Below are 20979 nucleotides of genomic sequence, written 5' to 3' on the forward strand. Positions count from 1 at the left end.
CTACGACAAGACCGCAACCAGCTACCTCGCCGGACTCCACCTCGCCGCCATCTTCATCTGGTCGGCGAGATGATCCGGAAGAAACGCCCTAGCCGCCTCACCCGCCGTGCCAACGAGCAACAGACACAGTGAAGTGCGGCATCGGGGGACTGACGCGGGGATGGGCGCGCCGCACGGAGGTTCGTCGTCTGCTCAACCGGTTTTGGAGAGGCAGGTCGCGTCGTGCCTACTCACGACGGGGCGCCGTCCACCTGGTACGGGATGCGGGGGTGGCGGTCCGGGTCCGGGGTGAGGTGGCCGGCGGCCGGGGGGCGGGCGCGCTGGGGGCAGTCGCGGCGTTCGCAGATCGCGCAGCCCAGGCCGATCGGGGTCGCGGCGCGGGGGTCGGTCAGGGCGATGCCCTCCGCGTACACCAGGCGGTGCGCGTGGCGCAGTTCGCAGCCGAGGGCCACCGCGAACTCCGCGCGCGGGGCGTGGTGGCCGAAGCCGCCGCGGGTGATCGTGCGCGCCACCCAGAAGTAGCGCTTTCCGTCCGGCATCTCCGCGACCTGGGTCAGGGTGCGGCCCGGGGCGGAGAACGCCTCGTACACCGTCCACAGCGGGCAGGTGCCGCCGAGGCGGGAGAAGTGGAAGTCGGTGGCCGACTGGCGCTTGGAGATGTTGCCCGCCCGGTCCACCCGCAGGAAGGAGAACGGGACGCCCCGGCGGCCGGCGCGCTGGAGGGTGGACAGGCGGTGGCAGATCGTCTCGAAGCCCACCCCGAACCGCGCCGACAGCAGCTCGATGTCGTAGCGCACCTCCTCGGCGGCGGCGTGGAAGGCGGTGTACGGCATCAGCAGGGCGCCGGCGAAGTAGTTGGCCAGGCCGATGCGGGCCAGCGTCACGGCCTCCGGCGAGGTCAGCTCGGGGGCGCCGCCGGCCAGCAGGTCGAGCAGCGGGGCCTGCTCCAGCAGCGCCAGCTGGGTGGCGAGCTGGAAGGCCCGCTGGCCCTCCGTCAGCCAGGGGGAGAGGAACAGCAGCCCGGCCGACGCGTCGTAGCGGCGGGCGTCGGTGGTACGTCCCGGGGCGGCGCGCAGGACCCGGACGCCGTGGTGGCGCGCGAGGCGGGCGGTGAGCGGTTCGGCGGCGCCGCCGGGGCGCAGTTCCAGGGCGGTGGCCGTGCGCTCCGCCTCGGCGTCCAGCTGCTCGACGTGGTTGTGGTGGGCGTAGAAGAAGTCGCGCACCTCCTCGTGCGCGCCCCCGCCGCCCGGGCCCGGGCCCGCGAGGGCGGCGGCCTGTTCGGCGGCGTCGCGGTAGCGGCGGTGCAGCGACACCAGCGCGCGGGCCACCTCCGGGTGGTCCCGCGCCGCCTCCGCGATCTCCTCGGCGGACGGCGCCGGCACCCCGCACGCCTCGTCCGCGAGCGCCGCGCGCAGCGCGGTCGCCAGCCGGTCCTCGTCGGCGCCGGAGAAGAACTCCGGGTCCACCCCGAACACCTCGGCGATCCGCAGCAGTACGGGCGCGGTCAGCGGGCGCTGGCCCTGTTCGAGCTGGTTGGCGTAGCTGGTGGAGATGCCCAGCGCGCGGGCCAGCTCGACCTGGTTCAGTCCGTGCGCGCGGCGCAGCCGGCGCAGCTTGCCGTGGGCGTAGACCTTGCGGTGGCCGGTGCCGCGGGCCATGGCGCGCCTCCTCCTGATGCGGCAGCAGCTGCGAACGTAGCATCCGCATCGTTCGCAGCTTTCGCCGATTCGCAGCGCGGCGCGGTACGGATTCCGCAGATTGGCCCGCTCGTGCCGGACGCGTTCCCCGGGCAGCATCGGGGACATGATCGACCATCGCGTCCGAGTCCGTCCCAGCGCCGACCGGCTCGCCCCCGAGGACCAGCTCGCCTGGAAACTCGCCGCCGTGGCCACCGCCACCGGCGAGCCCACGGCGGAGGCCGCCGCCATGGCCGTCAACCGGGTGATCGACAACGCCGCCGTCGCCGTGGCCGCCCTGCTGCGCCGCCCCGTCGCCGTCGCCCGCGCCCAGGCCACCGCGCACGGCGCGGCCGGCCCGGGCGCCTCGGTGTTCGGCAGCGGCCTGCGGGTCTCCCCGGAGTGGGCCGCCTGGGCGAACGGCACCGCCGTACGGGAACTCGACTTCCACGACACCTATCTCGCCGCCGACTACTCCCACCCCGGCGACAACATCCCGCCGCTGCTCGCCGTCGCCCAGCACACCGGCCGCACCGGCGCCGATCTGCTGCGCGGCATCGTCGCCGCCTACGAGGTGCACGTCGCGCTGGTGCGCGGCATCCGCCTGCACGCCCACCGCATCGACCACGTCGCGCATCTGAGCGCCGCCACCGCCTGCGGCCTCGGCGCGCTGCTGCGGCTGCCGACCGCGACCGTGTACCAGGCCGTGCAGCAGGCGGTGCACACCACCACCGCCACCCGGCAGTCCCGCAAGGGCGAGATCTCCAGCTGGAAGGCGTACGCCCCGGCCTTCGCGGGTAAGGCCGCCGTCGAGGCGGTGGACCGGGCGATGCGCGGCGAGAGGTCCCCCTCGCCCATCTACGAGGGCGAGGACGGCTTCCTGGCCTGGATGCTGGACGGGCCCGGCGCCGAGTGGACGGTCTCGCTGCCCGCCCCGGACGAGCCGCGCCGGGCGATCCTGGAGACGTACACCAAGGAGCACTCCGCCGAGTACCAGGCGCAGGCCGTCATCGACCTCGCCCGCCGGCTGCGCGAGCGGACCGGCCCGCCGCAGCGCATCCGCTCGGTCGTGCTGCACACCAGCCATCACACCCACCACGTCATCGGGTCGGGTGCGAACGATCCGCAGAAGTACGACCCCGGCGCCAGCCGCGAGACGCTGGACCACTCGGTGCCGTACATCTTCGCCGTCGCCCTGGAGGACGGCGCCTGGCACCACGAGCGCTCCTACGCCCCCGAGCGCGCCCGCCGCCCCGGCACCGTGGAGCTGTGGCGCCGGATCAGCACGGTCGAGGACCCGGAGTGGACCCGCCGCTACCACGACCCCGACCCGGACCGCCGGGCCTTCGGCGCCCGGGCCGTGCTCACCCTGGACGACGGATCGGTCATCGAGGACGAACTGGCCGTCGCCGACGCCCACCCGGCCGGCGCCCGCCCCTTCGACCGCGCCGCCTACCTCCGCAAGTTCCGCACCCTCGCCGAGGGCACGGTCGGCGCGGCGGAACAGGACCGGTTCCTCGGTACCGCCGGGCGGCTGGCCGAGCTGACCGGACCGCAGCTCGCCGGGCTGTTCCCGGAGGCCGGGACGGACCGGATCGCCACGTTCGACGCGACCCTCCCGGAGGGACTGTTCTGATGCTCCTGCACACCCGCACCACCCCCGCCGAACGCCGCCGCGCCCTGCGCGCCCGGCTCGCCGAGCCCCGGCTGCTCGTCATGCCCGGCGCCCTCAACCCGCTCTCCGCCCGCCTCATCCAGGACACCGGCTACGAGGCCGCCTACCTCTCCGGCGCCGTCCTCGCCGCCGACCTGGGCCTGCCCGACATCGGCCTCACCACCTCCGCCGAGATCGCCGCCCGCGCCCAGCAGACCACCCGCGTCACCGACCTGCCGGTCCTCGTCGACGCCGACACCGGCTTCGGCGAACCGATGAACGCCGCCCGCACCGTCCAGCTGATGGAGGACGCCGGACTCGCCGGGCTCCACCTGGAGGACCAGGTCAACCCCAAGCGCTGCGGCCACCTGGACGGCAAGTCCGTCGTCCCGCGCACCGAGATGATCCGCCGGCTGCGCGCCGCCGCCGACGCCCGCCGCGACCCGGACTTCCTGCTGATGGCCCGCACCGACGCCCGCGCCGTGGAGGGCCTGGACGCCGCGATCGACCGGGCCAAGGCGTACGTGGACGCCGGAGCGGACGCGATCTTCCCCGAGGCGCTGGCGGACGAGGCCGAGTTCGCGGCGTTCCGCGCCGCCGTCCCCGTACCGCTGCTCGCCAACATGACCGAGTTCGGCAAGAGCCCGCTGCTGACCACCACCACCCTCCAGAACCTCGGCTACGACATCGCCCTCTACCCCGTCACCCTGCTGCGCCTGGCCATGCGCGCCGCGGAGGACGGCCTGCGCACCCTCGCCGCCGACGGCACCCAGGAGTCCCTGCTGCCGCTCATGCAGACCCGCACCCGGCTCTACCGGCTCCTCGGCTACCAGGAGTACACGGACTTCGACTCCGCCGTGCACGACACCACCCTCCCGCCCGGCACCTGACGCCCCCGGAGGCACCCGCCATGACCCTCACCAGCCCGCCCGGCATCCACCGGGGACTCGCCGGTGTCGTCGTCGACACCACCGAGATCTCCACGGTCATCGAGGACACCAACTCCCTCACCTACCGCGGCTACCCCGTCCAGGACCTGGCCGCGCACCGCTCCTTCGAGGAGGTCGCCCATCTGCTCTGGTACGGCGAACTCCCCGACCCCGGCAGGCTGCGGGACCTCCGGGCCCGCGAACGCGCCCTGCGCCCGCTGGGCCGCACCACCACCGAACTGCTGGCCCGGCTCCCCGAGACCTGCCACCCGATGGACGTGCTGCGCACCGCCGTCAGCCTCTTCGGCGCCGAGGACCCGGCCGAGGAGGACGCCAGCCCGGCCGCCCACCGGATCAAGTCCCTCAACCTGCTGGCGAAACTGCCCACCGTCGTCGCCGCCGACCAGCGCCGCCGCCACGGACTGCCCCCGATCCCGCCGGACGCCGGGCTCGGCTGGGCGGAGAACGTCTTCCACATGTGCACCGGCAGCGTCCCCGAGCCGGAGGTGGTGCGCTGCTTCGAGATCTCGATGGTGCTGTACGCCGAACACAGCTTCAACGCCTCCACCTTCACCGCCCGCGTGGTGACCTCCACCCTCTCCGACCTGTACAGCGCGGTCACCGCCGCCATCGGCGCGCTCAAAGGCCCGCTGCACGGCGGCGCCAACGAGGCCGTCATGCACATGCTGGAGGAGATCGGCGACCCGGACCGCGCCGCCGGCTGGCTGGACGCCGCGCTCGCCGACCGGCGGAAGATCATGGGCTTCGGCCACCGCGTCTACCGGCACGGCGACTCCCGGGTGCCGATCATGCAGGACGCCCTGGACCGGCTGGTGGCCCGCTCCGGCGACCCGGACACCGTCCGGCTCGCCGCCCTGCACGCCGCGCTGCGCCGCGCGATGCTGGAACGCAAGGGCATCCACCCCAACCTGGACTACCCGGCCGGGCTCGCCTACCACCTGATGGGCTTCGACACCCCCGCCTTCACCCCGCTGTTCGTGCTGAGCCGCATCACCGGCTGGACGGCGCACATCACCGAACAGCTCGCGCACAACGCGCTGATCCGGCCGCTCGCCTCCTACGCCGGCCCGGCCCAGCGCCCGCTGCCGGCCTAGCCCGCTGCCGGCCTGAGCAGCCGCCGGGCCAGGTCGCGGCCGGCTCAGGACGCCGCCGGCCGGCGGCGCGGCAGCAGCGGGACGGCCAGCACGGGCAGCGCCGCCAGCACCAGCCACGGCACGGCCGGCGGCAGCCCCGCGTGCAGCAGCGCCCCCGTGGCCGAGCTGCCCACCAGGACCAGCAGCCCGGAGACGGAGGACAGCCACCCCGTGTACAGGCCGAGCCGCGCCGGGCCGGCGAAGTCCGGTACCCAGGCGCGGGCGGCCGGCACGATCAGCATCTGCCCGACCGTCAGCAGCACCACGAAGACCGCCGCCGGGAGGAGCGCCGCCGGCCCCGTCCACCCCGCCGGGCGCGCCACCGCCACCACCGCGAACCCGGCCGCCACCAGCAGCAGCCCGGCGGCCATCGAGCGGCGCAGGTCCAGGCGTTCGCCCACCCGGCGGCTCACCGGCAGCTGGGCGCACACCACCAGCAGCGAGGAGAGCGCGAACAGCCAGGCCAGCGCCGCCTGCGATCCGGTGGCCCGCTCCACCTCGTCCGGCAGGGCGAGGTACAGCTGGTTGTACGCCAGGAGGTAGCTGCCGTACGCGCAGGCCAGCGCCAGGAACCGCCGGTCGCGCAGCAGCACGCGCACCGCGCCGCCGTCCGCGCCGTCCTGCCCGCCGTCCGCCGCCGGGCCCGTCCCACCCGCCGCCTCCCGGCCCGGGGTGTGCCGGGGCATCAGCCGGGCGTGCCCGGCCAGCACCAGGACGAAGACACCGGCCCCGCACAGACAGGCGGTACGGAAGTCCGCGAGCAGCAGCAGACCGCCGAGCAGCGGACCGATGAAAGCCCCGGCCTGGCCCGCCGCCGAGAACAGCGCCAGCACCCGGGTACGCGGCCCGTGCCCCGCTTCCTCCCACCGCACCGCCTGCCGGGCCGCCTCCGACTCCACGGCGGGGGAGAACAGCGCGGCGGCGAACCCGATCAGCAGCACCGCGCCGATCACCGCCGCCGTGGTGTCCGCGTACCCGAGCCACCCGAACCCGGCGATCCGCAGCACACAGCCCGTCAGCACCAGCGGCCGTACCCCGTGGCGGTCCACCAGCCAGCCGCCGACCACGAACAGCCCTTGCTGGCTGAAGGTCCGCAGCCCCAGCACGAACCCGACCAGCCAGCCCGCCATCCCGATCGCCGTGCCCAGATGCTCGGCGAGGAACGGCAGCACGGCGAAGAACCCGACATTGAACGCGAACTGGGTGACGATCAGCAGTTTCGGCAGCGCCGGCAGCCGCCGCCACACCGGCGCCTCCGCCGCCCGCGCACGGCCGTCCGTACGCCGCCGCAGCCGCGTGAACTTCCCGGTCACTGCGGCATCCGCTCCCGCGCCGTGTCCGGCGCGGTGCCGGACGGTGCGGTCCCGGCCGCCGCGGCCCGCACCGCGCGCCGCCTCCGCCACCGCGCACCCGGCGCACCCGCCGCCCCCGGCTCGCCGCGCCGCGCCGCGCCCGCCGCCGTCACCGCCAGCGCGCCCAGCAGCGCCAGCACCGCGGCCGGGGCCAGCACCGCCCACGGCGCCCGTTCCACGTACGGCTGGTTCTCGGACAGCACCAGCCCCCACTCCGGCGACGGCGGCTGCGCCCCGATCCCCAGGAAGCCCAGCGCCGCCAGGCTCAGCGCGATGCCCGGCAGCCGCAGCAGCGCGTGCCGCAGCACCGGCGGCAGCACCGCGGGCAGCAGCACCCGGCGCAGCAGATGGCCCCGCCCCGCGCCCAGCGCCCGGGACGCCGTCACATGCAGCGCCGCCCGCTCCTGGAGCAGCAGCGATCCGGCGTGCGTGGCCAGCGGTGTCCACGCCACGGCGGCCACCGCCACGGCCGGGGTCCACGGCCCGCCGCCCACCACCCCGGTGATCAGCAGCGCGGCCGGCACCGCCGGTACGGCGTTGACCGTCTCCGCCAGCGGCCCCGACAGCCGGGGCACCAGCCCCAGCAGCAGCCCCACCAGCAGCGCGGCGGCACTCACCGCCACCGCCGTGCCCAGGGTGGTCAGCGCGCCGTGCGCCACCCGCGCCAGGACGTCCCGCCCCAGCGCGTCGGTGCCCAGCGGATGCGCCCAGGACGGCGCGGTCAGCCGCAGCCCGGTGTCCAGCGCCAGCGGATCGCGCGGCAGCCCGAGCGCCACGACGGCGGCCAGCACCAGCCCGTACCCCAGCGGCGCGCCCCACCGCCGCCGGGTGCCGCCGGGCCGGTGCGCCGCCTGGAGCGCCCCGTCGCGCAGCGCGGGCCCGATCAGCGCGCCCACCCCCAGCCGCACCAGCGCGGCGGCGAGCGCGGCGAGCGCCACCAGCGCCAGCACGCCCAGCTGGAGCACCGGCAGATCCTGGGCGAGCGCGGCGCGCAGCGTGAGCCGGCCGAGGCCGGGAATGTCGAAGATCTGCTCCACCGCGACCGCACCGCCGGTCAGCCCGACCACGAACAGGCCCAGGTTCGGCAGCAGGCCGGCCACCGCCCGGCGCAGCGCGTGCCGGGCCAGGGTGCCCGGCGGCAGTCCGCGCCCCCGCGCGGCGGGCACCCACTGTTCGGCGAACGCGCCCGGCAGCGCGTCGGCCAGCAGCCGGCCCAGTACCGCCCCGGCGGGCAGCCCGAGCGCCAGCGACGGCAGCACCATCCACGCCGGCCCGTACCAGCCGGACGCGGGCAGCCAGCCCAGCCGCACCCCGACCACCGCGACCAGCAGCGAGGCGATGAGGAACTCCGGCAGCGCGGCCAGCGCCGCGGAGCCGCCGCGCCCGCCGCCACCGGCCCGCCCGCCGGGCCGCAGCCGCGCGCCGCGCCACAGCGGGCGCCCGCAGATCGCCGCCGCCGTGGCGAGGGCGACCACGAGGGCGCCCGCCATCAGCAGCAGCGACACCCCCAGCGCGTGCCCGACCACCGGCGCCACCTCGGTGCCCGATACCCAGGACCGGCCGGCGTCGCCGCGCGCGAGCCCGCCGAGCCAGCGGCCGAGCAGCACCAGCGGGCCGTCGTCCAGGCCGAGTTCGTCGCGGACGGCGCGCAGCGTCTCGGGGTCGGCGGTGCGCTCCAGCGCCCGCGCCTTCAGGACGGTCAGCGCCGGGTCGGTGCGCGAGAGCCACGGCAGCAGCCCGATCGCGCAGACCAGCGCGGCCAGCAGAGCGCCGCGCCACAGCAGTGCCGGGCCGCGCCTGCGCGCGGGTATGCCGCCGGGGTTCCTGGTCGTGGACATGCGCGGCCTCAGCGCCGGGTGCCGGCGCCGACGAGCTCGCGCTCGTACGGGTCGAGGACCACGCCGGTGACCCCGGGGCGGATGCCGGTGACGACCTTCAGATGGACGAGCGGGATCTCCGCGTCCGTCCCCAGGACGGCGGCCTCGGCCCGGATCGCGGCCTGCTGCCGCTGGGCGGGTCCGGCCTCGGCCCGCGCGGCCTCGGTGAGGGCGTCGACGGCCGGGTCGCACAGCAGGGCCGGGTTGAAGCTGCCCTCGCAGGTGTAGCCGCTGGCCAGCACGGTGACCGGGTCGCCGGTCTCCAGCATCATGTTGCGGGAGAGCACGGCGGCGTCGAATGCCCCGGCCAGCAGGTCGCTCTCCAGCTGCGCGTAGCCGCGTACCTCCAGGCGCACCGTGAACCCGGCGCGCTCCAGCTGTTGCTGGACCACCTGGGCGGTCTCCGGCAGTTCGGGGCGGTCGTTGTAGGTGGCGAGGGTGAGGGCGGCGCCGTCCGGCTCCGCCGGGTCGGCGGTGCGTCCGGTGGGCGCTCCGCGCAGCCCGGCCGCCCAGCTGAGGGCGGGCCCGTACAGCCCTTGGGCGGGCTCCGCGTACCCCTCGTAGACGCCGTCGGCGACGGCGGCGGTGTCGATCGCCTCCCGGGCGGCGGCGCGCAGGGCGGCGTCCGTGAAGAGGCCGGTGGAGGTGTTGAGATAGAGGCTGGTGTTGCGGGCGGTGTTGATCTCGTGGACGGTGTCCGGGTCCAGGGCGGGTACCTGCGCGACGGGGACGGCCTCGGCCACGTCCACCTCGCCGGTGCGCAGCGCGTTGGCGCGGGCGGTGCCGTCGGATATGTAGCGGACGTCGACACCCGAGGCGTGCGCCCGGCCGCCCCAGTAGCCGTCGAACCGGTCCAGCGACGCCGCGGTGTCGCCGGTGGTCGTGGTGAGGACGAACGGGCCGGTGGCGGTGCCCGCCGGGTTCACCCGGTCCCCGGTGAACGCGCTCGGCGCGAACACCGCCAGGCTCGGGTTGCTCAGCCGCAGCGGCAGCACCGGATCGGGCTCCTCGGTGCTCACCCGCACCAGGCGATCGCCGGCGGCCTCGGCGGTCAGCCGTATCCCGGAGAGCGCGCCGGGCGGCGGTTCGGCCAGGGCGGCGCGGGTGAGGGAGTCGGCGACGGCCGCCGCGGTGACCTCGGTGCCGTCGTGGAAGGTGGCCTCGCGCAGGGCGAACAGCCAGTCCCGGCCGTTCCCCTCCGCGTACCAGGACTCGGCGAGCGCGGCCACGGCGGTGCCGTTGGCGTCCAGCCGGGTCAGCCCCTCGACGACGCCGAGCCGGGAGAGGTCGTAGGCGTCCATGCCGTACGGGGAGTAGTTCTCGGCGGGCGGGAAGGCGAGGGCGACGCGCAGCCGGGCGCCGCCGCCGGAGCCCGCGCCGCCGTCGTCGCCGTACGGGTCGCCGGGGGCGGCGACGAAGCAGCCGGCGAGCAGCGGGACGAGCAGCAGCGCGGCCGCCGGCCGCAGGCGCGGGATTCTCATGGGCGTGGTGGCGTCTTCCGGGTCGGCGTCGTGCGGGCGCGGAGCGCGCCGGTCACAGCAGGGGGATCTCGAAGTGGACGACGTCGGCGGTGGCGCGGCCCGGCTCGCCCGGGTCGTCCCGCTCGTCGCACACGATCTTGCCGAGGGACTGCCACAGGCCGAGGGCGCCGGGGGAGTGGGGGTGGGTGTGCAGATAGACGGACCGGTATCCGCCGTCCTCGCGCGCGAAGTCCAGCAGCCCGGCCACCAGCCGGGCGGCGAGGCCGCGCCGCCGGTGCTCGGGGCGCACACAGACCCGCCGCAGCTGCGCGGTCTCGCCGGAGGGGTAGCGCTCGGCGAGCCAGCGGGGGTTGGGCGGATGGGCGGGGCCGCGCGCGTCGAGGGCGGCGGTGGCGACGACGGAGCCGTCCGTCCCGTCCACGGCGACCAGCAGGGTGTGCCGGGGAGGCCGCAGGTAGTACGCCGCGGGGTCGATGATGTCGGCGTGCCAGTGCGGCACGTAGCCGGTCCCGAAGTCGCGGTAGACGGCGTCGAGCATCACGGCCCGTGCCGCGCCGAGGTCGCCGTCCGCCGCCGTTCTGATGCTGTATTCGCGCACTTGCGCATCATATGCAGAAGCGTCCGGCGTGCTGCCGGCCGGGTTCAGCCCCGGCGGCGCAGGGTGTCGATCCGGGTGAACATCTCCGCCACGAGCGGGCGCACCCCGGCCCGCAGCTGCGGGCTCCAGGTCTCCTCCGTGTAGTGCCGGTTGCGGTACAGGTACGCGGCGTGCTCCAGCACGGGGCGGTGCTCCGGCGCCAGCTGCTCCAGCGCCCAGCCGGCGGCCTCGTCCTTGGGGCGGATCACGCCGGTGGCGAGGGTGGACCAGATACGGGCGAGGGTGAGCAGGACGTTGCGGGTGTCCTCCTCCAGTTCGCGGATCAGCTCGGGCACGGCCGCGAGGCTCGCCTGGACGAGATCGGCGTGCGGCACCGGGTCGAGCAGTTCGGCGGGCGGCGGCCCGGTGAGCGGGTGGTTCCCGGCGAGGGTCATGGTGAGCACGAGCGCCAGGTCCGGCATCGGGGCGGGGCGCGGCACCTCGCCCGCCCGGTACGCCGCGCGCAGCCACTCGCCGTACAGGAAGTCCCCGGTCGGCGGGAACCGCCAGGGGCGCACCTCGCCCTGGACGACCACCGTCAGCTCGACGGGGCGGACGGCCCGGCTGAGCCCGGAGATCTGCAGCAGCCCGGCCAGCAGCGCGCGCCGTTCGCTCTCGGTGAGGCCGCGCCGGGTGACGGCCAGGACGTCCAGATCGCTGGCGGGCCCCAGGCCCCCGAGGACGGCGGAGCCGTGCAGGTAGCTGCCCAGCAGGTCCGGGCCGAGGGTGTGCCGCAGCAAGTCGGTGGTGCGCTCGATCTGTTCGTTCGACTCCATGGCGGCAGTATCGGGGGGCCGGCGGCGCGCGGGCACCCCGATTTGTCAGGCAAGCGTCTGCTTGCCTAGGGTCGAGGGGTGGCCGACGACATATTCAAAGCCCTGGCCGACCCCACCCGCCGCACCATCCTCGATGAGCTCGCCGAGTCGCCGGGACAGACGCTCTTCGAGCTCTGCTCCCGGCTGGCCATGAAGCACCGGCTCGGCATGTCGCGCCAGGCGGTCTCCCAGCACCTCGCCGTGCTGGAGGCCGCCGGCCTGGTCGAGACCCGGCGGGAGGGGCGCTACAAGTTCCACGATCTGAACCCCGCGCCGCTCCGGCACCTCACCGAACGCTGGACGGGGCCCAACCCCACGGAAGACACCCCATGAGAATCCACCTGACCAGCGTCTTCGTCGACGACCAGGAGAAGGCCCTGCGCTTCTACACCGACGTGCTCGGCTTCGTGAAGAAGACCGAGGTGCCGGTGGGCGACGCGCGCTGGCTCACCGTCGTCTCCCCGCAGGAGCCCGAGGGCACCGAACTCCTGCTGGAGCCGGCCGGCCACCCCGCCGTCGCACCGTACCGGGACGCCCTGGTCAGGGACGGCATCCCGGTCACCGCCTTCGAGGTCGACGACGTGCGCGCCGAGTTCGAGCGGCTGCGCGGGCTCGGGGTGCGCTTCACCCAGGACCCGGTGGAGATGGGCGGCGTCACCACGGCGGTGCTGGACGACACCTGCGGCAACCTCATCCAGCTCGTCCACCAGGAGTAGTCGGTCCGGGGGCCTTGACGCCGCGTAGAAAGCGCTTACGGTGGCGGGATCGCCCGCCGGTACCGGTTGCGGCGTCCGCGCGTCCCCGAGGACCGGTGATCATGAACTGCCGCCCGTCCGGCTCCCTGACCGAAGACCTCCTGCCCGCCTTCCACCAGCGGATGAAGGACGAGCTGACCTTCCCGCTCGCCTGGGGCACCTCCCCGATCCGCGACTTCCCCCGCTGGCGGGAGGCCGCCCGCGCCGAGGTCGAGGCCGCGCTGCTCCAGCCGCGCACCGGCGAGGAGATCCCCTTCGCGCCCGAGACGCTCGACGAGCGGACCACCGGCGGCCTGCGCCGCCGCACCGTGGAGTTCACCCTCAGCCGCTACGGCCGCGCCCGGGGCCTGCTCCTGCTGCCGCCGGGACCGGGGCCGTTCCCCGCCGTGCTCCTCCTGCACGACCACGGCGCCCGGTTCGACATCGGCAAGGAGAAGCTGATCCGGCCCGCCGACGGCGACTCCCGGCTCGCCCCGGCCCTGGAGTGGGCCGACCGGTACTTCGGCGGGCGGTTCGTCGGCGACACCCTCGCCGCCCGGGGCTACGCCGTCCTCGCCGTGGACGCCCTGGGCTGGTCCGAGCGCGGACCGCTCAGCTACGAGGACCAGCAGGCCCTGGCCGCCAACTTCTTCAACCTCGGCTCCTCGCTCGCCGGCCTCATGGCCCACGAGGACCTCCGCGCGGCGGCGTTCCTCGCCTCCCTGCCGGAGACCGACAGCGCCCGCACCGGCGCCCTCGGCTTCTCGATGGGCGGCTACCGCGCCTGGCAGCTCGCCGCCCTCTGCCCGGACCTCCGCGCCGCCGTCGCCGTCGGCTGGATGACCACGCTCAAGGAGATGATGGTCCCCGGCAACAACACCCTGCGCGGTCAGTCCGCCTTCCACATGCTGCACCCCGGCCTCTACCGCCACCTCGACATCCCGGACATCGCCTCCCTCGCCGCCCCGCGCCCGATGCTCTTCCAGGCCGGCGCCGAGGACGACCTCTTCACCCCCGAAGGGGTGGCCCGCGCCCACGCCAGAATGCGCGCCGTCTGGGAGTCCCAGGGCGCCGGCGAGCGGCTGACCACCACCGTCCGGCCCGGCCACGGCCACGTCTTCACCCCGGACATGCAGGACGAGGCGTTCACCTGGCTCGACACCTGGCTCGCCGGGGCGTAGGCGCCGTGTCCCCGGCGCCTACGCCCCGGGACGTACGGCCCCGGCCCGATGCGCACGGGCGCGCCCGGCTGACATAACGGAGCCATGCACCCCGACCTCCCGGACCCGGACCGGCTCCGCGCCTATCTGGAGCGCATCGGCGCTCCCGACCCCGGCCCGCCGGACCTCCCGTACCTGCGCCTCCTGCACCAGCGGCACCAGCGCACCGTGCCGTTCGAAACTCTCAGCATCCACCTCGGCGAGGACATCGTCCTCGACTACGCCGCCCTGGTCGCCAAAGTCGTGGACCGCAGACGAGGCGGTTTCTGCTACGAGCTGAACGGGGCCTTCGCCGCCCTGCTCACCGCCCTCGGCTACCGGGTCACCCTGCTCGCCGCCCGCATCCACGGCGAGCACGGCTTCGGGCCGCCGCTCGACCATCTCGCCCTGCGCGTGGACCTCGACGAGCCCTGGCTGGTGGACGTCGGCGCCGGCCGCTTCGCCGACTTCCCGCTGCGCCTGGCCGAGCGCGGCGAACAGCCCGACCCCGGCGGCGTCTTCCAGCTGACGGAGACCCCTGAGGGCGACCTCGACCTCCACCGCAACGGCGAACCGCACTCCCGGCTGGAGCTGCGCCCCCGGTCCCTGGCCGACTTCACCATGGCCTGCTGGTGGCAACGCACCGCGCCCCAGTCCGACTTCACCGCCTCCCCGACCTGCTCACGCCTCACCGAGGACGGTCGCGTCACCCTGCGCGGCGACCGGCTGATCACGACAGGACCGGACGGCCGCCGGGAGGAGACCCTGCCGGACGAGAGGGCCGTCCTGGCCGCCTACCGCGAGCACTTCGGTATCGACCTGTCCCCGGGCAACCCGGTCACCGGCCGGTACGCCCACGCCGGGGACCCGGCCGCCGCCCGGGAGCTCTGCCCGGCGCGCTGACGAACGGAAAACAGCGGAAGGGCAGCACCTCAGGTGCTGCCCTTTCCTTCGCGGTGCCCCCGGCAGGACTCGAACCTGCGCACACGGCTCCGGAGGCCGATGCTCTATCCGCTGAGCTACGGGGGCTTGGCGGCTGTCTTGCGACACCGAGAACATTACCAGCTCCCGGGAGGGGTCCCGTACCGGGTTGCGCGGCGGGGGAGTTTGGGAAACGGCCGGACGGGGGCGGGGGCACGCGCTTACCCTGGCAGCGTGCCAGGCGCTTCCGGCCGGGTCCTCGTCGTCGACGACAGCCAGGTCATCCGGCAGCTCATCAGGGTCAACCTCGAACTCGACGGCTTCGAGGTCATGACCGCGTCCGACGGCGCCGAGTGCCTGGAGGCCGTGCACCGCTTCCGGCCGCACGTGATCACCCTCGATGTCGCCATGCCCCGGCTCGACGGGCTCGGCACCGTCAGCCGGCTGCGGGTCGATCCGCGCACCGGGCACATCCCGCTCATGCTCGTCAGCGCCAGCGCCGCGCCCGGCGAGGGCCCGCCCGCCGGGGTGGACGCCGTCGTCGCCAAGCCCTTCGAGCCCACCGCCCTGGTGCGTGAGGTACGCCGGCTCCGGGACGAGGGGCGGGGGCCCACCGTGCCCGCTTCCTCTCGTACCCTGGCCAGGTGACCCCCGACCAGCTCTCCCAGGCCCTGCTGCACTGCGTGCGCCGGGCCGCCGGGAGCGGACGGCTGCCCGGTACGGCCGTGCCCGGCCGCATCGTGCTGCGCCGCGCCCCGCACGGGGCCCCCGGGTGGTCCACCGCCGTCGCCCACCAGCTCGCCGGGCCCGCCGGCCGCACCCCGGACGCGATCGCCCGCCTGCTGCGCGACACGCTGCGCGAGGAGACCGGGATCACGGCCGCCGAGGTACGCGACGGGTACCTCACCGTCCGCCTCGACGGCGACGCGGACACCGCGCTGCTCACCGAGCTGATCGCCCGCCCCGCGGCCCGCGTGCTCCCCGCCGATACCCGCCGGGACATCGCCCGCTGGAGCGAGGCCACCGGCGGCGACCCCGCCCGGCTGCTCCCGCAGCGCGCCGCGAACCCGCTCTTCCGCGTCCGCTACGCGCACGCCCGCACCCGGCACGCGCTGCGCTGGGCCGGGCACTTCGGCCTCACCCCCCGGCCCGCCCCGGCCGCCCACCCCGCCGAGCGCCCGCTGCTCGACGCCCTGGGCCAGTGGTCCGTCGCCGGGAACAGCCCGCAGCGCCTGGTCGAGGTGGCCGGCGCCTGGCTGACGGCCGAGGCCGCCCGGTCCACCCTGCCCGTCGGCGACGAGAAACCCGGGACCGCCCACCGCGCGCGGCTGGCCCTCGCCCAGGCCACCGCGACGGTGCTGGCCGGCGGTCTGACCCAGCTGGGCGTCAGCGCCCCCCAGCATCTCTAGCTCGTACCACCAGAGGAACCCCCCCATGAGCCGTTCCGCCCACCCCGCCGGGCCCCGCCACGCCGACGTGCTGCCCGAGGGCCACTACAGCGCCCCGCCCACCGACCTCAACGCGCTGGACCCCAAGGTCTGGGCCCGCACCGTCGAACGCCGCGCCGACGGCGTCCTCACCGTCGGCGGCGTCGGCGTCGACCGGCTCGCCGACACCCACGGCACCCCCGCCTACATCCTCGACGAGAGCGACTTCCGCGCCCGCTGCCGCGCCTGGCGGCAGGCGTTCGGCGACGACGCCGACGTCTTCTACGCCGGCAAGGCGTTCCTCTCCCGCGCCGTCGTGCGCTGGCTGCGCGAGGAAGGGCTCAACCTCGACGTCTGCTCCGGCGGCGAACTGGCCACCGCCCTCGCCGCCGGCATGCCCGCGAGCGCCATCGCCTTCCACGGCAACAACAAGTCGGCCGCCGAGATCCGCCGCGCCGTCGAGGCCGGGGTCGGGCGCATCGTCGTCGACTCCTACGAGGAGATCGACCGCGTCGCCGCCGCCGCCCGCGAGCTGGGCGTACGGCAGCCGGTACTGGTCCGGGTGACGGTCGGTGTCGAGGCGCACACCCACGAGTTCATCGCCACCGCCCACGAGGACCAGAAGTTCGGCCTCGCGCTGGCCGGCGGCACCGCACTGGAGGGCATTCGCCGCGTGCTGGCCGCCGAGGACGGCCTGGAACTCCTCGGCGTCCACTCCCACATCGGTTCGCAGATCTTCGACCTCGCCGGGTTCGAGGTCTCCGCCCGCCGCGTCGTGCAGCTGATGGGCACGGTCCGGGACGAGTTCGGGGTGACCCTGCCCGAGATCGACCTCGGCGGCGGCCTCGGCATCGCCTACACCGCCGGCGACGACCCGCTGGAGCCCGCCGACATCGCCAAGACGCTGCGCGACATCGTCGAGCGCGAGTGCGCCGCCGCCGGGCTGGCCGTCCCCCGGCTGTCCGTCGAGCCGGGCCGGGCCATCATCGGCCCCTCCGCGTTCACGCTCTACGAGGTCGGCACCGTCAAGCCGCTGGAGGGCCTGCGCACCTACGTCAGCGTCGACGGCGGCATGTCGGACAACATCCGCACCGCCCTGTACGACGCCGAGTACTCGGTGGCGCTGGTCTCCCGCACATCCCAGGCGCTGCCCATGCTGGTACGGGTGGTCGGCAAGCACTGCGAGAGCGGCGACATCGTGGTCCGCGACGCCTACCTGCCCGCCGACCTGGCCCCCGGCGACCTGATCGCGGTGGCCGCCACCGGCGCCTACTGCCGTTCGATGGCCAGCAACTACAACCACGTGCTGCGCCCGCCCGTCGTCGCCGTCACCGAGGGCGAGGACCGGGTGATCGTCCGGCGCGAGACCGAAGAGGACCTGCTGCGGCTCGACGTCGGCTGAGACGCCGGCGGAGTCCGCATACTGAACGGGGCGGGGGCTCGTCCCCCGCCTGCATAAGACTGGGAAGCTGCATACGGACATGGAAAGGCGAGGTCGAATCGTGCGTACTCGTCCGCTGAAGGTGGCACTGCTGGGCTGCGGCGTGGTCGGCTCCCAGGTGGTGCGCCTCATGACGACGCACGCCGACGACCTCGCCGCCCGGATCGGCGCCCCGCTCGAACTGGCCGGGGTGGCGGTGCGGCGCCCGGACCGGGTGCGGGACGGCATCGATCCCTCCCTCGTCACCACGGACGCCGAAGGGCTCGTCACCCGCGGTGACATCGACGTCGTCGTCGAGGTGATCGGCGGCGTCGAGCCCGCCCGTACCCTCATCGGCCGCGCCTTCGAGCACGGTGCCGGGGTGGTCACCGCCAACAAGGCGCTGCTCGCCCAGGACGGCCCGGCCCTGCACGCCGCGGCGGCCGAGCACGGCGCCGACCTCTACTACGAGGCCGCCGTCGCCGGCGCCATCCCGCTGCTGCGCCCGCTGCGGGAGTCGCTGGCCGGCGACAAGGTCAACCGGGTCCTCGGCATCGTCAACGGCACCACCAACTTCATCCTGGACCGGATGGAGTCCACCGGCGCCGGCTACGGCGAGGCGCTGGACGAGGCCACCGCGCTCGGCTACGCCGAGGCCGACCCGACCGCCGACGTCGAGGGCTTCGACGCCGCCGCCAAGGCCGCGATCCTGGCCGGGATCGCCTTCCACACCCGGGTGCGGCTGGACGACGTGCACCGCGAGGGCATCGCCGAGGTGACCGCCGCCGACATCGCCTCCGCCCGCCGGATGGGCTGCACCGTCAAGCTGCTGGCCATCTGCGAGCGCGCCGAGGACGGCCGCTCCGTCACCGCCCGGGTGCACCCGGCGATGATCCCGCTCAGCCACCCGCTGGCCTCCGTCAAGGGCGCCTACAACGCCGTCTTCGTCGAGGCCGACTCGGCCGGCCGGCTGATGTTCTACGGGCCCGGGGCGGGCGGCGCGCCCACCGCCTCCGCCGTGCTGGGCGATCTGGTGGCCGTGTGCCGCAACAAGCTCGGCGGCGGGCGCGGCCCGGGGGAGTCCGCGTACAGCCGGCTGCCGGTGAGCCCGATGGGCGAGGTGGTCACCCGCTACCACATCAGCCTGGACGTGGTCGACAAACCGGGTGTACTCGCCCAGTGCGCCATGGTGTTCGCCGACCACGGGGTCTCCATCGACACCGTGCGGCAGACCGGCAAGGACGGCGAGGCGTCGCTGGTGGTCGTCACCCACCGGGCGCCGGACGCCGCGCTGAGCGCCACCGTGGAGGCGCTGCGGGGACTGGACACCGTGCATGATGTGGCCAGCATCATGCGCGTCGAGGGCGAGTAGCGCCCGTTTTTCCGAACAGAGGGAAACAGTGAGCATCTTGGACGCGACCAGCACCAGCCGTCAGTGGCGCGGCGTCATCGAGGAGTACCGCGACCGGCTCCCGGTCACCGCGGCGACGCCCGTGGTCACGCTGCGCGAGGGCGGCACGCCGCTCGTACCCGCGCAGGTGCTGTCCGAGCGCACGGGCTGCGAGGTGCAGCTGAAGGTCGAGGGCGCCAACCCCACCGGTTCGTTCAAGGACCGCGGGATGACGATGGCGATCTCCAAGGCCAAGGAGGACGGCGCCAAGGCCGTCATCTGCGCGTCCACCGGCAACACCTCCGCCTCGGCCGCCGCCTACGCGGTGCGGGCCGGCATGGTGAGCGCCGTCCTGGTGCCGCAGGGCAAGATCGCGCTGGGCAAGATGGGGCAGGCCCTGGTGCACGGGGCGAAGATCCTCCAGGTCGACGGCAACTTCGACGACTGCCTGGACCTGGCCCGCGGGCTGTCGGAGAAGTACCCGGTGGCGCTGGTCAATTCGGTGAACCCGGTGCGGATCGAGGGCCAGAAGACCGCGGCCTTCGAGATCGTCGACATGCTGGGCGACGCCCCCGACATCCACGTCCTGCCGGTCGGCAACGCCGGCAACATCACCGCGTACTGGAAGGGTTACCGGGAGTACGCGGCCACCGGCCCGGCCACCCGTACCCCCCGGATGTGGGGCTTCCAGGCCTCCGGGTCCGCGCCGATCGTGCGCGGCGAGCCGGTGCGCAACCCGACCACCATCGCCACCGCGATCCGCATCGGCAACCCCGCCTCCTGGGGGCCGGCCGAGCGGGCCAGGGACGAGTCGGGCGGCTTCATCGACGAGGTCACCGACCGGCAGATCCTGTCCGCCTACCGGCTGTTGGCGGCGGGCGAGGGCGTGTTCGTGGAGCCCGCCTCGGCCGCCTCGGTGGCCGGGCTGCTGAAGGCCGCCGAGCAGGGCAAGGTCGATCCCGGGCAGCGCATCGTGTGCACGGTCACCGGCAACGGCCTGAAGGACCCGGACTGGGCGGTGGCCGGTGCCCCGCAGCCGGTGACGGTGCCGGTGGACGCGGACGCCGCCGCCGAACGCCTCGGGCTCGCCTAGCCGCGCCGCACGCCGCGCCGCGTGCCCCGGAGACGACACCCCCGCACCCTGTATCGCGTCTGAACCTTCCTTCGATAGGCTGGTATTCAACCCCGTGCAGCGCGATCGCGATACCGGTCGGCCTCCGGGGCATGCCGCACATCTCAGCAAGGAGAGTCATCGAGCGATGGCCCATCCCGCCTTCCGCGCCGCCGCCGTCCGGGTACGGGTCCCGGCGACCAGCGCCAATCTCGGTCCCGGATTCGACGCCCTCGGGCTGGCCCTGGGGCTGTACGACGACGTGGTCGTCCGGGTGGCGGAATCCGGGCTGCACATCGACATCGCCGGTGAGGGCGCCGACACGCTGCCCCGCGACGAGGGGCATCTGCTGGTGCGCTCGCTGCGCACCGCCTTCGAGGCGCTGGGCGGCCAGCCGCGCGGTCTTGAGGTGGTGTGCGCCAACCGCATCCCGCACGGCCGGGGCCTGGGCTCCTCGTCGGCGGCGATCTGCGCCGGTCTGATGGCGGCGCGGGCGGTGACCTCGGGCGGCGAGAGCCGGCTGGACGACACCGCCCTGCTGGAGCTGGCCACCGAGATCGAGGGCCATCCGGACAATGTGGCCGCCTGTCTGCTGGGCGGCTTCACGCTGGCCTGGGGGGAGAGCGGCGCGGTCCGGGCGATCCGCATGGAGCCGTCCGAGCAGGTCGTGCCGGTGGTGTTCGTACCGTCCCGGCCGGTGCTGACCGCGACCGCGCGCGGGCTGCTGCCGCGTACCGTGCCGCACGGGGACGCGGCGCTGAACGCCGGGCGGGCCGCGCTGCTGGTGGAGGCGCTGACCCGGCGTCCCGACCTGCTGCTGCCGGCCACCGAGGACCGGCTGCACCAGGACTACCGGGCGCCGGCCATGAGCGAGAGCATGGATCTGGTGCAGCGGCTGCGCGCGGACGGCGTACCGGCGGTGATCTCGGGCGCCGGGCCGACCGTACTGGCGCTGGTGACCGACGAGGCGGCCGACACCACGGCGCGGCTGGCGGGGGAGGGCTGGACGGCGAACCGGCTGCCGCTGGATCTCGCGGGCGCCAGTGTGCTGCCGCTGACCGGCGCCGCGGAGGCGGACGGGCCGGGCGCGGTCCCCGCCGCCGGGGCTTCCTCCGCCGCCGCCGGATCCGGCCGGTGAAGGACGGCGGGCACGGGATTTCCGTACCGGGAGTGGGGGAATGAAGGCAGTATCCGGTAGTGTT

General features: G+C 75.0%; 19 protein-coding genes and 1 tRNA gene. 13 read left to right on the plus strand and 7 right to left on the minus strand.

Going from position 1 to position 20979, the window contains the following annotated elements; genetic code table 11:
* Positions 1 to 230: 230 nt before the first annotated feature.
* Positions 231 to 1658 carry a short-chain fatty acyl-CoA regulator family protein gene (locus BM385_RS23425; RefSeq protein ID WP_093844284.1) on the minus strand — a complete coding sequence of 476 codons (1428 nt, stop codon included), beginning with the start codon at positions 1656 to 1658 and terminating at the stop codon, positions 231 to 233.
* A gap of 145 nt (positions 1659 to 1803) precedes the next feature.
* Between BM385_RS23425 and BM385_RS23430 the strand changes: the two genes are divergently transcribed.
* The 3 genes from BM385_RS23430 to BM385_RS23440 are packed head-to-tail and all read left to right on the plus strand — an operon-like array spanning position 1804 to position 5374.
* Entirely contained in the window at positions 1804 to 3312 is a 1509-nt protein-coding gene (locus tag BM385_RS23430; RefSeq protein WP_093844285.1) for an MmgE/PrpD family protein, read from the plus strand.
* Entirely contained in the window at positions 3312 to 4220 is a 909-nt protein-coding gene (gene prpB, locus BM385_RS23435) for a methylisocitrate lyase (protein ID WP_093844286.1), read from the plus strand. The genes BM385_RS23430 and prpB overlap by 1 nt, the downstream gene beginning before the upstream one ends.
* 20 nt (positions 4221 to 4240) lie before the next feature.
* On the plus strand, positions 4241 to 5374 hold the full coding sequence (locus tag BM385_RS23440; RefSeq protein ID WP_093844287.1) for a bifunctional 2-methylcitrate synthase/citrate synthase: 1134 nt from the start codon (positions 4241 to 4243) through the stop codon (positions 5372 to 5374).
* A 44-nt stretch (positions 5375 to 5418) separates the two neighbouring features.
* Here the strand turns inward: BM385_RS23440 and BM385_RS23445 are convergent, their stop codons facing one another.
* The 5 genes from BM385_RS23445 to BM385_RS23465 all read right to left on the minus strand — a co-directional run bounded on the left by BM385_RS23445 (position 5419) and on the right by BM385_RS23465 (position 11536).
* On the minus strand, positions 5419 to 6660 hold the full coding sequence (locus BM385_RS23445) for an MDR family MFS transporter (RefSeq protein WP_254791724.1): 1242 nt from the start codon (positions 6658 to 6660) through the stop codon (positions 5419 to 5421).
* A gap of 62 nt (positions 6661 to 6722) precedes the next feature.
* Entirely contained in the window at positions 6723 to 8603 is a 1881-nt protein-coding gene (locus BM385_RS23450; RefSeq protein WP_093844289.1) for an ABC transporter permease subunit, read from the minus strand.
* A gap of 8 nt (positions 8604 to 8611) precedes the next feature.
* Positions 8612 to 10123, minus strand: a complete 1512-nt coding sequence (locus BM385_RS23455) for an ABC transporter substrate-binding protein (protein WP_093844290.1) — start codon at positions 10121 to 10123, stop codon at positions 8612 to 8614.
* A 52-nt stretch (positions 10124 to 10175) separates the two neighbouring features.
* Positions 10176 to 10721 (minus strand): GNAT family N-acetyltransferase, encoded by a 546-nt coding sequence (locus BM385_RS23460; protein ID WP_093844291.1) that lies wholly within the window; start codon positions 10719 to 10721, stop codon positions 10176 to 10178.
* A 44-nt stretch (positions 10722 to 10765) separates the two neighbouring features.
* Positions 10766 to 11536, minus strand: a complete 771-nt coding sequence (locus BM385_RS23465) for an aminoglycoside adenylyltransferase domain-containing protein (RefSeq protein WP_093844292.1) — start codon at positions 11534 to 11536, stop codon at positions 10766 to 10768.
* A gap of 78 nt (positions 11537 to 11614) precedes the next feature.
* Between BM385_RS23465 and BM385_RS23470 the strand changes: the two genes are divergently transcribed.
* From BM385_RS23470 to BM385_RS23485, 4 genes are all read left to right on the plus strand, one after another.
* Positions 11615 to 11908: an ArsR/SmtB family transcription factor gene (locus BM385_RS23470; protein WP_019435860.1), complete on the plus strand. Its 294-nt coding sequence runs from the start codon at positions 11615 to 11617 to the stop codon at positions 11906 to 11908.
* Positions 11905 to 12291 carry a VOC family protein gene (locus tag BM385_RS23475; RefSeq protein WP_019435861.1) on the plus strand — a complete coding sequence of 129 codons (387 nt, stop codon included), beginning with the start codon at positions 11905 to 11907 and terminating at the stop codon, positions 12289 to 12291. Before BM385_RS23470 ends, BM385_RS23475 begins: the two co-directional genes overlap by 4 nt.
* A gap of 101 nt (positions 12292 to 12392) precedes the next feature.
* The gene (locus BM385_RS23480) at positions 12393 to 13490 is read left to right on the plus strand and encodes a dienelactone hydrolase family protein (RefSeq protein ID WP_254791716.1); all 1098 of its coding nucleotides are present in this window, start codon (positions 12393 to 12395) and stop codon (positions 13488 to 13490) included.
* An 84-nt stretch (positions 13491 to 13574) separates the two neighbouring features.
* Entirely contained in the window at positions 13575 to 14411 is an 837-nt protein-coding gene (locus tag BM385_RS23485; RefSeq protein WP_093844294.1) for an arylamine N-acetyltransferase family protein, read from the plus strand.
* Between the two features lie 54 nt (positions 14412 to 14465).
* Here the strand turns inward: BM385_RS23485 and BM385_RS23490 are convergent.
* Positions 14466 to 14537: transfer RNA gene (locus BM385_RS23490), tRNA-Arg, on the minus strand.
* A gap of 126 nt (positions 14538 to 14663) precedes the next feature.
* Here BM385_RS23490 and BM385_RS23495 point away from each other — a divergent pair.
* The 6 genes from BM385_RS23495 (at position 14664) to thrB (ending at position 20915) form a co-directional block, all read left to right on the plus strand.
* Entirely contained in the window at positions 14664 to 15077 is a 414-nt protein-coding gene (locus BM385_RS23495) for a response regulator (RefSeq protein ID WP_019435864.1), read from the plus strand.
* Positions 15074 to 15838, plus strand: a complete 765-nt coding sequence (locus BM385_RS28315; RefSeq protein ID WP_019435865.1) for an arginine--tRNA ligase — start codon at positions 15074 to 15076, stop codon at positions 15836 to 15838. Before BM385_RS23495 ends, BM385_RS28315 begins: the two co-directional genes overlap by 4 nt.
* A 25-nt stretch (positions 15839 to 15863) precedes the next feature.
* Positions 15864 to 17258 carry a diaminopimelate decarboxylase gene (lysA, locus tag BM385_RS23505; RefSeq protein WP_019435866.1) on the plus strand — a complete coding sequence of 465 codons (1395 nt, stop codon included), beginning with the start codon at positions 15864 to 15866 and terminating at the stop codon, positions 17256 to 17258.
* Between the two features lie 97 nt (positions 17259 to 17355).
* Positions 17356 to 18648 carry a homoserine dehydrogenase gene (locus tag BM385_RS23510; protein ID WP_026047793.1) on the plus strand — a complete coding sequence of 431 codons (1293 nt, stop codon included), beginning with the start codon at positions 17356 to 17358 and terminating at the stop codon, positions 18646 to 18648.
* Between the two features lie 37 nt (positions 18649 to 18685).
* Entirely contained in the window at positions 18686 to 19759 is a 1074-nt protein-coding gene (gene thrC, locus BM385_RS23515; RefSeq protein ID WP_026047794.1) for a threonine synthase, read from the plus strand.
* A 166-nt stretch (positions 19760 to 19925) separates the two neighbouring features.
* Positions 19926 to 20915 carry a homoserine kinase gene (gene thrB / locus BM385_RS23520; RefSeq protein WP_093844295.1) on the plus strand — a complete coding sequence of 330 codons (990 nt, stop codon included), beginning with the start codon at positions 19926 to 19928 and terminating at the stop codon, positions 20913 to 20915.
* The last annotated feature ends 64 nt before the right edge of the window (positions 20916 to 20979 follow it).

The organism is Streptomyces harbinensis, from assembly GCF_900116145.1.
Taxonomy (GTDB): Bacteria; Actinomycetota; Actinomycetes; order Streptomycetales; family Streptomycetaceae; genus Streptomyces; species Streptomyces carpaticus.

Coding starts and splice junctions, on each gene's coding strand:
- BM385_RS23425 (WP_093844284.1), bottom strand. CDS start 1,658: ATGGCCCGCGGCACCGGCCACCGCAAGGTCTACGCCCACGGCAAGCTG.
- BM385_RS23430 (WP_093844285.1), top strand. CDS start 1,804: ATGATCGACCATCGCGTCCGAGTCCGTCCCAGCGCCGACCGGCTCGCC.
- prpB (WP_093844286.1), top strand. CDS start 3,312: ATGCTCCTGCACACCCGCACCACCCCCGCCGAACGCCGCCGCGCCCTG.
- BM385_RS23440 (WP_093844287.1), top strand. CDS start 4,241: ATGACCCTCACCAGCCCGCCCGGCATCCACCGGGGACTCGCCGGTGTC.
- BM385_RS23450 (WP_093844289.1), bottom strand. CDS start 8,603: ATGTCCACGACCAGGAACCCCGGCGGCATACCCGCGCGCAGGCGCGGC.
- BM385_RS23455 (WP_093844290.1), bottom strand. CDS start 10,123: ATGAGAATCCCGCGCCTGCGGCCGGCGGCCGCGCTGCTGCTCGTCCCG.
- BM385_RS23465 (WP_093844292.1), bottom strand. CDS start 11,536: ATGGAGTCGAACGAACAGATCGAGCGCACCACCGACTTGCTGCGGCAC.
- BM385_RS23475 (WP_019435861.1), top strand. CDS start 11,905: ATGAGAATCCACCTGACCAGCGTCTTCGTCGACGACCAGGAGAAGGCC.
- BM385_RS23480 (WP_254791716.1), top strand. CDS start 12,393: ATGAACTGCCGCCCGTCCGGCTCCCTGACCGAAGACCTCCTGCCCGCC.
- BM385_RS23485 (WP_093844294.1), top strand. CDS start 13,575: ATGCACCCCGACCTCCCGGACCCGGACCGGCTCCGCGCCTATCTGGAG.
- lysA (WP_019435866.1), top strand. CDS start 15,864: ATGAGCCGTTCCGCCCACCCCGCCGGGCCCCGCCACGCCGACGTGCTG.
- thrB (WP_093844295.1), top strand. CDS start 19,926: ATGGCCCATCCCGCCTTCCGCGCCGCCGCCGTCCGGGTACGGGTCCCG.